Genomic DNA, 14,213 nt, shown 5'->3' with positions numbered 1-14,213 from the left:
CCGACGGTACACGGGACGATAGTGGTGGCTACCAGCGGCAGCTACACGTACACACCGGCGGGCGGTTATGCGGGTCCTGACAGCTATCCGTACACGGTCTGCAACACGGCGGGCAAGTGTGCTAATGCCACGCTGAGCATTGATGTGCAACGGCCGGCCAGTCAGCCGCCGGTGCTGGTGGGCAAGCCGGTGGTAACCCCGCAGGGCAAGCCGGTGACAGTCTGTATGCCGGTGGCCGACGGTGATCAGCCGGACAGCTTTACGGCCAGCATCTGTGGTCAGCCGGTAAGCGGCACAGCCATAGTGAGTGCCAACAGCAACAGCCGCGAAGTATGCCTGACCTATACACCGACAGCCACGTTCTCAGGTCCGACAACGGCCTGTGTGCAGGTATGTGACAGCTACGGTAACTGTACGCAGACGATTATTCCGATTACAGTGATACCGGAAAGCGCAACCCAGCCGACCGGTCAGCCTCCGGTAGTAGTAGTGATTCCGGTGGTAACGTCGGTAAACAAGCCGGCAACGGTATGTCTGCCGATTATCGACCCGAATGTGGCAGATACACATACGTTTACTGTATGCAGCAGTCCGGGTAAAGGCTCGGTATCGGCTACGGTGAATGATACGACGCATGAAGTATGTCTGACCTACACGCCGAATGCGGGCGAGACGGGCAATGACAGTTTCTGTCTGCGGGTGTGTGACCAGACTGGTCTGTGTACGCAGGTGAGTGTTCCGGTAACGATTGTGAATCCGGTTCCGCCGGGGCCGAATACACCGCCGGTAGTGGTTCCGCCGTCGATTGTGACGCGTCCGAATGAGCCGGTAGTGGTATGTACGGGTATTACTGATACGCCGACCGACAGCCACACTGCCACGGTATGCGGTGCGCCGGGCTTAGGAGGTGCACAGGTAGGGGTCAATAACACGACGCATGTGTTGTGTGTGACCTACACACCAGGCAGCGTGCCGGGTAGTACGTCGATGTGTGTGCAGGTGTGTGACCAGACGGGTCAGTGTACACAGGTGATCATCCCGATCACGATTCTGCCAACACCGTGTACGCTCGTCGCGCCGACAATACAGCCATCGTCTGCCACAATTTGTAATACCGCCAGTCTGACATTATCGGCAACGGGGGCAACAGGTGCTGTATTTACATGGTCTGGTCCGGGCTTAACGGGTGTAACCGGTTCGTCGGTGACAGCCTTGCCTGCAGCCAGTGGGTTACTAAGCTATACCGTAACACAAACGCTGAACGGTTGTACCAGTGCGCCACGCGTAGCTACTGTGCTTAGTACGTCAGCCGTGTGTCTCAAGGCACCGGTGGTGATAGGGCAATCACAAACAACGGAAAAAAATACACCGGTTATTGCCTGTATGCCGATCATTGACACGCCGACAGATAGCCACACCGTTACGGTTTGTAGCCAGCCTGCACATGGAACAGTGAGTGCTTCGGTGAACAATGTTACGCATCAGGTATGCTATACATATACGCCTGCAACCGACTATGTGGGTGAAGATCAGGTGTGTCTGATAGTTTGTGATCAGACTGGCCTTTGCGATACCGTTCGGGTACCAATTACAGTTGTTGATCCGTTTAATCCGCCAACCGGAAATCCTCAGATTGTAGTGACGCCGATTACACTGCCACAAAGTACGTCGACAACCGTTTGTACGCCTGTTCTGAAGGTATCTCCAACAGATCAGCTCACGGCAACTATATGTGGTGCTCCGCAAAAAGGAATAGCAACGGTAGCAATTGTGAACGGACAACTGTGTATTACCTACAATAATACTACAGGCATTCCGGGCTCAGATACAGTGTGTGTGACGGTTTGTGATCAGTTGAATCGCTGTAGTTCAGCAGTTGTACCGATTACAATTACGGAAACGCAGAAGCCATCTAAGCCAATTCTGACAAATGCGCCAATTGTAGTGAAGCCAGGCCAGACCAAGCAAGTATGTTTACCGTACAAAGATGTTGAGACGGGTACGCACACTGCTTTAATTTGCTCAGGACCAACTAAGGGGACTGCAACTGTAAATGCGATCGAACTGCCTAAACAGGTTTGTGTATCATACACGCCGAATCCGGGTGTGAACAGTACGAGTGATCAGATCTGTGTCATCTTATGTAACAACCGCACTAATCTGTGTGACACCGTACGGGTACCTGTTACGATCCTTGGTAATCCGGCACAAACGCCGCTGGCCATTGATGATATAAACACAACACCGGTTAATCAGCCGGTGCCAGGTAATGTGTTGACGAATGATAATGGCTATGGTCTGCCACTAACGGCTACGTTACTGGGGCAGCCGGCATCAGGTACGGTAACGCTCACCAGCAATGGTAGCTATACGTATACACCGCCAACCGGCTTTACCGGAACCGTTACGTTCCCGTATCGGGCATGTAATACACCGAGTAGCTGTGCGACGGCACTGGTGACAATTAAGGTGTTGCCGGAGAGAAATCCAGATGTGAACAACAGGCCGGTTGCCAATAATGATAACGTGAAGACGTTCATCAATACGCCGGTAACGATCAATGTTAAAGCAAATGATAGCGATCCGGATGCACCGAAACCAGGCGATGGCCAATTAGCTGCTTTGCCGACGTTGATTACAAATCCGCTAAATGGTACGGCTGTGCTTAATACGCAGACTGGTAGATTTACTTACACGCCTGCACCTAATTTTAAGGGTACAGATAAATTTAAGTACAGTATCTGTGATTTAGGTACACCTGCACTTTGTGATACGGCAATCGTGACTGTTTATGTCAGTGATATTATAACCGGAGAGCCTATTGCGGTAGATGATTATTACTCTACGACTGTCAATGTACCGATAAGCGGAAATATCTCAAGTAATGATACAGACCCGACCAATACTACGCTAATCTATGCAACACAGCCGATAAAGGCTCCGGCGCATGGGCAGGTTAGTATTAGCACAAATGGTACGTTCAGCTATACACCTATTGCAGGGTACACCGGTAACGATCAGTTTGTTTATAAGGTCTGTAACTCCTTTAGTTGTGTACAGGCAACAGCATACATTATAATTAACCCGAACTCGACAACTTGCGTGACGGTCAATGTGAAAGTCTTACTTGAAGGACCGTATAATGCGCTGACCGGTAAGATGAATACGACGCTGAACCAATATGGATTATTGCCAGGTCAGCGGCCAATATCAACAACCTTTGCCTTTAGTACTCCGGCAGGACAGCCATATAACGTGGCACCGTGGAATTACACAGGAACGGAAGGAACCCCGGTAAGCTTTACATATGCTTCAACGGTAGTTGATTGGGTGCTTGTGTCTCTGCGTAGTAACGAACAGTCGCCGACCTCAGTCTGGCGGGCAGCAGGCTTGTTACATGATGATGGCAGAATCACGTTTGTACAGCCTTGCTTTAACCTGCCAACCGGCAGCTACTATGTAGTGATTGAACATCGCAACCACGTAGGGGTAATGTCTCCGCAGAAAGTGGCCGTAACGAATAATGCGATCAGTTTTGACTTCACGGCGCAGGATTCGTATATCGTCCTGGATCCACCATCATACGGTCAGATTCAGATTGGTAATAAGTGGCTCATGTATGCGGCTGATGGTAAGAAGAATACGTTTAGTGATAACTTCGACATCAACTCGAAGGATTCGCAACTGTGGCAATCGCAAAGCGGTCAGTTCCTTCAGTATTTGTATGGCGACTTCAACATGGACGCCGACGTGAATGCTGAGGATAGTGTGTTGTGGAAGAAAAATAATGGTCGTTATTCACGCGTACCTCACTGATGAACAGATTAGCAGACCGGTGATAATCCGGTCTGCTCCTCAATCATGATAAAACCCATTGAGCATATGAAAAAGATTCTGGTCTCATGCCTAATCGCTGTCAGTGCCTTATTGGCAGAGCGTGTATACGGCCAAAACGGTCAGTATGATTTGCGGATAACACAGAAAAGCATCAACTGTACGACACAGAAAGCACAGGTCGATCTGGAAATCAAGGCGTCGTCTGCGACAACGTCATTTCTGATCGGGAATGCAAACTTCCGGTTCCAGTACGATTCTAAAGTGTTTAAAAGTCCGGTTCTCGTTAAGCAACTGAATTTCTCGGGGAGTAATGACTACGGGGTGCAGAACCTGAATGGCTCGCAGGAGAGCGCCGCAACAGGTATTGTGTCGCTGAATATTTTTTACAACGGTGATGGATTGAAGGCGCAGAAGGTACAGACCGACTGGATGCCTATTGCAACGATTGAGTTTGACGTCGATACGAAAAGCACGACGGCAACGACAATTGTTTGGTTAACGGATAAGAGTCTGCCTAAAACCGTAATGGAAGAGTGGATGCTTTCGGAAACCGGCAAAGGGTATACGACAAAGGTCGCTAAATCAGGAGGCGTGTATACCAACCTTTCCATTGAATCGATGAACAAGGTTTGTACTAATGCCGCCGGCCCAACGGATCTTACTGCCGACGAGCCATTATTTATTCCGGAAGGTTTTTCTCCCAACGGTGATTTGGTAAACGATAAGTTTTTGATCAAAAATACAAAAGGGTTAACCGTTGACCTCAAAGTATTCAACCGATATGGCGCTGTCGTATTTACCAGCGATGATTATCAGAATGACTGGGATGGAAGAAGTACAACCGGACAGAACCTGCCGGATGGAACTTATTTCTACATCGTTAAATTAAGCGATGGCCGTAAAATAACGCACTATCTGACGATTTCGCGATAATTAAGCGGTAAATAGCCTTAAAAGAAAAAAACGACTCTCAATACGGGGAGTCGTTTTTTTAGCACCTAAAGCAAGTAAAAGAGTAAACATCTTGATGGACTGTCTACAAGGGTTAATAAGGCCCGAAAACAAAATGTAACAGGGAAATGACATTTTTTTTATTTTTTTTTGAGGATGAGCTTTTAAGGCTGATCAGGCACAGTGGCCGGCAGGAGAATCAGGTTATTAATATTTGTATGTTATTTATATAATGTCTTGATTTGGTTTCGCTGATTTACAGCCTGTTGGAATAAGGTTGTAAAAAAAACACGGGTGCGCCCGTTACATTATACGTCGTAATGATATTAACCGGTAAATAAAAGTTAATATCTATTCGCTATGTATTTCCCTTATTTACGCGGACACCAAAGTGAACTACTGGCTTTAACAGAACTATATACCAGAAATTCATATTATTCACATACCATACCAATTGTAGAACCGATACAGACAGGGCGGGTAAATCCGTTCCGGAAATTAACTGAGCAAGGCGTACCATTTGTATTAGTGGTGAATCCGACAGTGGGGGCGCTGACAACGGCAGCAGGACGTTATGCAATCGAAACATCTATTCTGAAAAAGATACGGAAGAATTTTCAGCGGGGTATGTTGGGAATTATAGTAACACCTGATACCCAGCCTGATTTAATCGAGTATTATTTTGACGTGTATCCGGCATTACCGAAAGTTATCATCCATCAGGCCGATTGTGTGAACGTGTCAAAGCTGCTGTACGATGATTCGGTGAAATACCACATCTTTTTTGATAATCATACATCAGAGTCTTACCGTGAACGATTCACCGGTTATCCACGGGTTCTGATACGGGACGGCTTTGTCCGGCGTGTGCCAGTGACAAACCACCCTCCGTTTGAATTTTTTAGCGACCTGCCTATAACCTATCGCCAACTGGGATATCAAGGTTTCGGCGACTTATTAACGGTAGGGCAGAATTATATCGAGAAGTTGGGAGGACCTAAGGCAGTGGCTATTCATTTTACGTTTGCAACCCGTAAAGCTGTCCGGATTGCTCACTTTATTTCTGAAGAAGCGGAGGATACAACAGTCTGTACTACGTCGCGGTTCAGCGAAGCGCTCGAGAAGCTTATGAAGTTTATCCAGGCATACGGGCTGAACTCCAAAACTGCCGGTATTAAAGACTTTGAAAATTATTACGAGCACCGGAGCTTTCCGGATATGGGTGGTCTGAAAAAGGTTTGCCTGAAACATCACCTTGAACTCATGCAGCAGTTTCTATAAACGGAAGCCCGGCAGGATGCCGGGCTTCCGTTTATAGGTGAAGTTGTCAGTTCTTTTTAGTTTTAACCACTTCAAGTGCCTTCTTCTTGTTTTCCATTTCTGTTAACGCGTTTGACTGATCCGTTTTGTTGGTTTCGGTGTCTTTCAGCAGTTGCTCCAGTTCCTTCGCGTTTTCGTCAATACGTTTCAGGAGTGTCTCTTTCTCCTTTTTATTACGATCCAGATCCCGTTGCAGACGCTCACCGTTGCGAACCATTTTCTGGTGGTTTTTCTGGGCATCATCCAGCGCTGTTTCCGCCAGCTTAACTTCCTGGTTGTACTGTACCTGGGTAGCAAAATCTTTGAGCAATTGCTCGGCAGCCGCCGAATTTCCGTTGCCGGGTCTGATAAAGTTACCGCTGCCCAAATCAAAAGCGACAAACAGTGTAGAAGAGCCGCGCGAGCTTTTCAGCTGGCTGGTCAGGTTGATTGGCTCGGTCGAAACAGACTGAATGTCAGCGTTGGTAACCCGGTATACGCCACGGGCAGCATTGACACGGCCAAATGTGCGCAGCTGGGCTTCCCATTCCTTTTCCAGTTGTTTACTATCCGCAGTAATCGTCAGGAAGTATCCTTGCAGCGTTACCTTTTCAACAGCCTGCTCCCCGGCATAAACAGCTTGTGCCCGTGAGGCAGCAAGCGCAACGGTGCATAACAGCAGCAGACTCAGGATAGCCGATCCGGACCATGTAGGCCGGTTATTGCGTTTACGATTTTGTGGTTTCATGATGTAAAGGATTTGATTTTTCAGTAATCAGTAACTTCTTGTCTCCGTTTTTTAAAGACGTAGCTAGTATGTAAATGTCACCCCCATCCCGCAAACCCAGCTTTTTTTTCAATTCTTCTGCCGGTTGCGGGAAATTACGCACGGTCAGATTCGCTTTTTTATCGGCTGGAAGATAGGACTGAATCGCCTTACGGTCGGGCTTGCATACGGCTTTCATCCGAAATGTACGGCCAAACGGAAAATCAACCGGCTCCGTGGAAGTATACAGGTGGCTATGTGGGGCCAGTTTTTTCAGATTTAGCCTGGCAGCAAGGGTTCTGAAAGCTCCTGACTTCAGAATAGCTGCATTGGGCTCATAAATATACGTTTCCGGATCGGCAAACTGAATATCAACCTGCCGCTCATCTTCCCGACTGAATGAAAATGTAACAGCCCGGTCCGCAAAAAGATTGACGGCATGAATCTGTATCGGTACCGGATCGGCTGTTGCCGGCTGGCGGGCAATAAGCAGCACTTCCTTCACCTCGTTCTGCACGGCAATAATGTAGATATCCGTCAGGCCTGGTAGTTGCCGGATGGTAGTGTCCAGGTCGAGCAGGGGAGAGGTTTTGATCATAATGGCCTGCCCTTTGGCCAGCAGTAAGGGCCACAAGGCAGTTACATCCGGCTCACAGTTGGTTAGCCGAACGACTTTCCCGCCATGTTCATCACGCCGTGCAGGGTCAAGGTATATCCAGTCGGCAGGGTGGGTTTGTGCCCGCAATAAAGCAATACCATCTGTTGCATGTATCGTTACGTTCCGGCAACCCAGTTCCTGAAGGTTGTGTGCTGTGATGGCTGCAAGCTCCGGAAACCGTTCTGCGTATAGGACTGCGTTAGCGCGTTTCGCGAAGGCCCAGGTATCAACCCCCATACCTCCTGTCAGATCCAGCAGCATGTCACCGGAAACTAAAGAAGCTTTATATACAGCCGTTAACTCAGACGATGACTGCTCGACCGACAGTGGTGACGGAAAAAAAAGTGAAAAATTTTCATACCATGATGGATGCTTGCTCCGGGCTTTTTGCCGGGCAAGTATCTGATTGGATAACTTTTTGATAGACAGATTATTGCTGTTGTGGAGTTTAAGCGCTAACTCCTGTACATTATCCGATATATGCTCTCTGACGAAGGTTTGTTCGGCCTGGCTGAGTATTATTTCTTCTGGTTTCAAGTAAATAAATAGTTTACTTTTTAATCTCTTTTTAATTTTGATCATCCGGAAATTAACCTCCGGATAAACCACTCTATTCGTTATAACCGACTCATTGTAAAGAAACAATGTCAAACGTAAACCCTTTTCAAACATTTCGTGATTATCGGGCTAATTTATTAAGTGCTGACTTGCCGGCGGGGTTATCCGTTTTTCTGGTTGCCTTGCCGTTATGTCTGGGCATTGCCCTGGCCTCAGGTGCTCCATTATTCTCGGGGCTGGTGGCCGGTATGATCGGCGGTATCGTTATCGGTACGTTATCCGGTTCAGAAGTCAGCGTCAGTGGTCCGGCGGCCGGTCTGGCTGTCATTGTTGCCGACTCCATTGCAAAGTTAGGGTCTTATGAGGCTTTTCTGGTCGCTGTTGTGCTCGCAGGTGTGCTACAATTAATTCTCGGGATTGTAAAAGCCGGCCGTTTCAGCAGTTTTTTTCCCGACAGTGTGATCAAAGGCATGTTGGTCGCCATCGGCATTGTCATTATTCTCAAGCAGATTCCGCATGCGCTCGGGAGAGATAATGACTATGAAGGTGAATTTGAGTTTCAGCAGCTGGCCGACGGCGAAAATACACTCTCTGAAATCTATCGCGCCATGGCAACAGCCAGTCCAGGAGCGATAGCAATCAGTGCGACCTCATTGCTGGTATTGATTTTCTGGGAGCGGATGGCCAGCCGTAAAATCCGCTTTTTTCAGCGTTTTCCGGGGGCGCTGGCCGTCGTATGCCTGGGGGTTGGCCTCAACGAGCTATTCCGGGTCGTAATGCCGGACTGGTATATGGGCACCACAGCGCACCAGCACATGGTGCAGGTACCGGTTCTGAAACCGGGTCAAAGTATATCGTCTATTTTTGATTTTCCGGATTTCAGCATGCTGGGCAATCCGCAGGTATACGCCGTTGCCGCGACCATTGCGCTGGTGGCCAGTCTGGAAACACTGCTTAACCTGGAAGCTTCCGACCGGCTGGATCCGCAGCGCCGCGTGTCCTCGTCAGACAAGGAACTGGTCGCTCAGGGGGTCGGTAATATGCTATCGGGCCTGATCGGCGGACTGCCGGTGACATCGGTTGTTGTCCGGACATCAGCCAATGTGTATGGAGGAGCCAAAACGCGCGTGTCGGCCATAACGCACGGAATACTGCTGCTACTGGCTGTCTTTTTAGGAGGCTTTGTGCTGAATATGATTCCGTTAGCTTGTCTGGCAGCGTTACTGATTACCGTCGGATATAAGCTGGCTAAGCCGGCCATCTTTGCTAAAATGTATAGGGACGGCTTTAACCAGTTTGCGCCTTTTGTAGTTACGGTTTTAGGAATTGTGTTCACTGACTTATTAATTGGTATCCTGGTAGGATCCGTGTTCGGTATATTTTTCGTATTATATACCAATTACCAGTCAACGTTCAGGGTTGTCCGGGATGGACAGAAAGTAATGATCAAGTTTCAGAAAGACATGTATTTTCTGAGTAAGCCTCAGTTGAAAGAAGCCCTGGCCTCCCTGCGTCCCGGTGACACGGTTTATGTTGACGGCAGCGCTGCTTCGTTTATCGACCATGATATTTTCAGTATGCTGGAAGATTATGCGGAAACAGCGCGGTCGCAGAATATTAAGTATGAATTGATTAGTATAACTCAAAACAAACGCCTCATCCGAAATCATGCAAGAGTACGAGAAACTACTGTTAGCCAATAAAGCGTGGGCTGCCGATAAAGTAGCCACCGACGCTGAATATTTTGACGTTCTGTCAGCAGACCAGAAGCCGAAGTTCCTCTGGATCGGTTGTGCCGACAGCCGGGTGCCTGCCGAGCAGGTTACAGGTGCTCAGCCGGGCGAAATTTTTGTGCAGCGTAATATCGCCAATCTGGTGGTGCATACCGACATGAACCTGCTGAGTGTGTTGCAGTATGCGGTTGAAGTATTGAAAGTAAAGCACGTTATTGTCTGCGGCCATTACGGATGCGGTGGTGTCAGAACTGCCATGATGCCCAGTAATCTGGGGTTGATCGATAACTGGATTCGTAACATCAAGGATGTTTATGCCAAATACCGTCCGGAACTGGATGCCATCAGCGAAGAGCCGAAGCGCTTCGATCGTCTGGTTGAACTGAACGTTCAGGAGCAGATTTATAACCTTGCCAAAACGGCCATAGTCCAGGCTGCCTGGAATAGTGAACAGCGTCCTATTCTGCACGGCTGGGTTTTTGACCTCCGTACCGGTTTAATAAAAGATATTGTCAGGCTGGAGCCCGGCGCAGAAATTGATCCGATCTACAACTACAGCTTCCCGAACGTCGTCTATTAATCGGACATTGTTTACCCAATGGTTGCTTGATTGGGTAAACAATGTGTTTTAGAAAGCAAAATGGGAACGAAGTAAACGGTACCGGGACTTCCCGGTACCGTTTTTCTTTTGTGTAAATGGTATTATTTGGTGATTAACTTTTCTCATTTTGCTAAATTGCTATATATTTGCTAAATACCTATAGAAACCCTTTTTGACCTGAACATGGCTGCTCCTAAGTGCCCGAAATGCGATTGTACGGATACTGTCCGTAATGGGATCATCAACGACAGACAGCGATTCCGCTGCAAACAGTGTAATTATAACTTCACGGTCGATAAAGTAGGGAAAGGGATTAGTACATACTATGTAATTAAGGCTTTACAGCTTTATATTGAGGGAGTTAGCTTTCGTGAGATCGAGCGTTTGCTGGGTGTAAGCCATGTTTCGGTGATGAACTGGGTGAAAAAGTACCAGATCAGGGTGCCGGAGAAAAATATCTACCATCCGACCTATAAAATACTGAATCACAAAGAGTTGGCTGAGTTTTTTGCCAACAAGGATAACGTAACCAGTGCCGGCATGATCGTGACCGAACTGGGTGACAAATTCATGCTCATCAAGTGGGAGCGGTTCAGGGATTAAGTAAAGCCGGTGATACGGCAGAACCCGTAAACGGTTACGTTTAAACTACCTATAGTCATTTAGCATAGCTATACCAATTATTTCGTCGGTAAGGGGAAAGAATACAGTTTTGAATCGAATTCTCGCAAAACCAAAAACTACTCTTACCTACTGATGAAACGACTATTCCTGACTATGGTAACTGCCCTCGCCCTCTTCGGGGGCAGTGCCGACATTGCAAGGGCGCAAGGCTCGTCTGAATACGGATCCGGCTTAAAGTTTAACCTCAACCAGGAGGGAACCAAGTACATGCGGCTGATTATGTGGAACCAGATCTGGATCCGGTCAACGCAGATGAACCCCGGTACGGCCATTAACGGGCAGGCTGCTACCAGCGTAACTGACATCGGCGCCCGTCGTCTCCGGATGCTGGCGTATGCGCAGATTACCCCGCGTTACCTGATTCTGATGCACTTTGGTATCAACAACCAGACGTTTCTCAACGGCGGAGCTGCCGGAACGAGCGGAACCGGCGGTTACGGAGCCGGTAAAAAGCCTGGTATTTTCTTTCATGACGTTTGGAATGAATACGCGGTAGTTCCCACAAAAAATCCGCTGACAGGTAAAGCCAACAAATCGACCCTGTTTGTAGGGGCTGGCCTGCACTACTGGCATGGCATTTCACGGATGACATCGGCCAGTACCCTGAACTTTCTGGCGGTTGATGCACCGGTTTTCAACTGGCCGCTGATTGAAAATTCTGACCAGTTTGCGCGGTTGTTCGGGGTATATGCCAAAGGTAAACTCGGGAAATTTGAGTACCGCATGAACTGGAACAAGCCCTTTGCGACCAACCTGGCACCTACCGAAGGCGCTGCCGTAGACAATAACGGAGTAAGCCGGATGTCCTACGGAGGCTATTTCGAATACCAGTTCCTGGATCAGGAGGCCAATATCCTGCCATTCAAAGTGGGCACCTATGTCGGTACCAAACGCGTGTTTAATATCGGAGCCGGCTTCTATCACCAGCCGGAAGGGACGCAGAGCCTGAGCAACGGAGTGGTACAGAAACATAATATCAGTCTGTTTGCCGTTGACATGTTTGCTGATCTGCCGTTCGGGGATAAAAAGAAAAACATGGCGCTTACGACCTATAGCACCTTCTACAGCAATAATTTCGGACCAAATTACCTGCGCAATCTCGGTATCATGAACCCTGGTACGGTTGATCCGAAGTTTACGGATGCGAAAGCACTGGCCGGTCCGGGTAACCTGCAGCCAATGATCGGTACGGGTACTATCTGGTATACGCAGGCGGGCTTGTTGTTACCAAAAGGCGATAATGCGAAAGCACGTGTGCAGCCATTTGCCGCGTATACCTACAAAAATTTCGAAGCGCTGGGTAAAGCAAACAGTAGCTTTGATGTGGGCTGTAACTTTTACCTCGACGGCCACCACGCTAAAATTACGCCGCAGTATTCAACACGGCCCGTTTATACGGACAAAAATACAATTAGTGGCAGCAAAGGCAGCTTTATATTGCAGGCACAGGTATATTTATAAACCTGCGTATTCCGAAAGACAACCAACCAATAAACCCTATACTTTTAACCTCTTTCTACAAACATGATTGCTGAACCTACAAACACGAAATCGTCGGCGGACGAGACCCGTTCACTAATCAGCGTAATCGGGGCCTCATCGGTAGGTACGCTGATCGAATGGTACGATTTTTACATTTTCGGCTCGCTGGCATCTGTTCTGGCAACCAAATTTTTCCCTGAAGGAAACCCGACAGCGGCCTTCCTGTCAACACTGGCAACGTTTGCGGCCGGTTTCGTTGTACGGCCGTTCGGTGCACTGTTCTTCGGCCGCCTCGGTGACCTGATCGGCCGGAAATATACATTCATGGTAACCCTGCTGCTGATGGGCGGCGCTACGTTTGCCATTGGTCTGATCCCAAGCTATGAAACGATCGGCTTTATGGCACCGCTGCTGGTCCTTGTATTGCGCCTGCTTCAGGGCCTTGCGCTGGGTGGCGAATACGGCGGTGCGGCAACCTATGTGGCCGAGCACGCCCCTGCTAACCGCCGTGGTTACTGGACCTCATGGATTCAGACAACGGCAACCATCGGTTTGTTTGTGTCGCTGCTGGTGATCATGCTGACCCGCATGTCGCTGTCGAAAGAAGCATTCAGCGACTGGGGCTGGCGGGTGCCGTTCCTGGCGTCGATCCTGATGGTATTCGTATCGTATATCATCCGCCGGAACATGAAGGAGTCGCCGCTGTTTGCAAAGGTGAAAGCCGAAGGTAAGGCGTCGACGAACCCATTGAAAGAAAGCTTCGGGAACAAGTATAACTTCAAGTTTGTCCTGCTTGCCTTGTTTGGCGCGACGATGGGTCAGGGTGTGGTCTGGTATACCGGTCAGTTCTACGCCATGAGTTTCCTCGAAAAGGTATGTAACGTCGACAAGATGCAGTCGGATGCGCTGATGACGATTGCCCTGCTGCTGGGTACGCCGTTTTTTGTAGTCTTCGGCTGGCTATCGGATCGCATCGGCCGTAAAGGCATCATGATGGCAGGTATGCTGGTGGCTATCCTGTCGTACCGGACGCTGTACGAAAACATGTACCAGACAACCAATCTGAAAAACAAGCAGGAAATTACCGCTAACGCCACCAAAGATTCAACCGTTGCGGCCGACCCTAAAGTAGCCGGCGGGTCGATCCAGACCATTACGGTGAAAAAGGAATATACGGACGGCACGAAGTATGAAGAGGTAACAAAACTCAAAATCTCGCCGGATCCGAATGCTGAAGCAGCCAAACCGGATGTGAAAAAAACGATTACTATCAACGACAGCGATAAGTGGACCCTGATCTGGCTGGTATTTATTCAGGTTTTGTTTGTAACGATGGTATATGGCCCGATTGCGGCCTTCCTCGTGGAGATGTTCCCGACCAAAATCCGGTATACGTCCATGTCGCTGCCATACCACATCGGTAACGGCGTATTCGGGGGCTTACTGCCGGCAGTAGCTACGTACCTGGCCACTAAGGCAAAGGATGCGAATACGGCTGCTGAGAAGGCCGGTGACGCCCTGCCGTATGCCGCACCGTATCTGGAAGGGCTCTGGTATCCGATCATTGTGGCCGCTGTCTGTCTGGCTATCGGCGTCGTCTACATCAACGGCAAAGACAAACAAGTAAACGATTAATCATAAACA

General features: G+C 48.8%; 10 protein-coding genes. 8 read left to right on the top strand and 2 right to left on the bottom strand.

The window, feature by feature from the left end:
* The 3 genes from AC23NW_RS30780 to AC23NW_RS30770 all read left to right on the top strand — a co-directional run.
* Positions 1–3,816: Ig-like domain-containing protein (locus AC23NW_RS30780; RefSeq protein WP_487454353.1), on the top strand; the 3,816-nt coding region annotated here is incomplete at its 5' end.
* Positions 3,817–3,882: 66 nt separating this feature from the next.
* Positions 3,883–4,770: a T9SS type B sorting domain-containing protein gene (locus AC23NW_RS30775; protein ID WP_487454352.1), complete on the top strand. Its 888-nt coding sequence runs from the start codon at positions 3,883–3,885 to the stop codon at positions 4,768–4,770.
* A 378-nt stretch (positions 4,771–5,148) separates the two neighbouring features.
* On the top strand, positions 5,149–6,069 hold the full coding sequence (locus tag AC23NW_RS30770; protein WP_487454351.1) for a sce7725 family protein: 921 nt from the start codon (positions 5,149–5,151) through the stop codon (positions 6,067–6,069).
* A 46-nt stretch (positions 6,070–6,115) separates the two neighbouring features.
* On the opposite strand, the gene AC23NW_RS30765 is transcribed toward AC23NW_RS30770, so the two are convergent.
* Positions 6,116–6,835 (bottom strand): hypothetical protein, encoded by a 720-nt coding sequence (locus AC23NW_RS30765; protein WP_487454350.1) that lies wholly within the window; start codon positions 6,833–6,835, stop codon positions 6,116–6,118.
* Complete coding sequence (locus AC23NW_RS30760) at positions 6,816–8,048, bottom strand: THUMP-like domain-containing protein (protein WP_487454349.1); 1,233 nt, start codon at positions 8,046–8,048, stop codon at positions 6,816–6,818. The genes AC23NW_RS30765 and AC23NW_RS30760 overlap by 20 nt, the downstream gene beginning before the upstream one ends.
* A gap of 107 nt (positions 8,049–8,155) precedes the next feature.
* Between AC23NW_RS30760 and AC23NW_RS30755 the strand changes: the two genes are divergently transcribed.
* The 5 genes from AC23NW_RS30755 to AC23NW_RS30735 all read left to right on the top strand — a co-directional run bounded on the left by AC23NW_RS30755 (position 8,156) and on the right by AC23NW_RS30735 (position 14,204).
* Positions 8,156–9,772 carry a SulP family inorganic anion transporter gene (locus AC23NW_RS30755; RefSeq protein WP_487454348.1) on the top strand — a complete coding sequence of 539 codons (1,617 nt, stop codon included), beginning with the start codon at positions 8,156–8,158 and terminating at the stop codon, positions 9,770–9,772.
* Positions 9,738–10,382, top strand: a complete 645-nt coding sequence (locus tag AC23NW_RS30750) for a carbonic anhydrase (RefSeq protein ID WP_487454347.1) — start codon at positions 9,738–9,740, stop codon at positions 10,380–10,382. The genes AC23NW_RS30755 and AC23NW_RS30750 overlap by 35 nt, the downstream gene beginning before the upstream one ends.
* Positions 10,383–10,586: 204 nt before the next feature.
* Positions 10,587–11,006, top strand: coding sequence for an IS1/IS1595 family N-terminal zinc-binding domain-containing protein (locus tag AC23NW_RS30745; protein ID WP_293833127.1), 420 nt, complete (start codon positions 10,587–10,589; stop codon positions 11,004–11,006).
* 153 nt (positions 11,007–11,159) lie between these two features.
* Complete coding sequence (locus AC23NW_RS30740) at positions 11,160–12,548, top strand: porin (protein ID WP_487454345.1); 1,389 nt, start codon at positions 11,160–11,162, stop codon at positions 12,546–12,548.
* A gap of 63 nt (positions 12,549–12,611) precedes the next feature.
* Positions 12,612–14,204 (top strand): MFS transporter, encoded by a 1,593-nt coding sequence (locus AC23NW_RS30735; protein WP_293833131.1) that lies wholly within the window; start codon positions 12,612–12,614, stop codon positions 14,202–14,204.
* The last annotated feature ends 9 nt before the right edge of the window (positions 14,205–14,213 follow it).

This window comes from Arsenicibacter sp. R0_47 (genome assembly GCF_057652235.1).
This window is presented reverse-complemented; position numbering and strand designations above follow the sequence as displayed.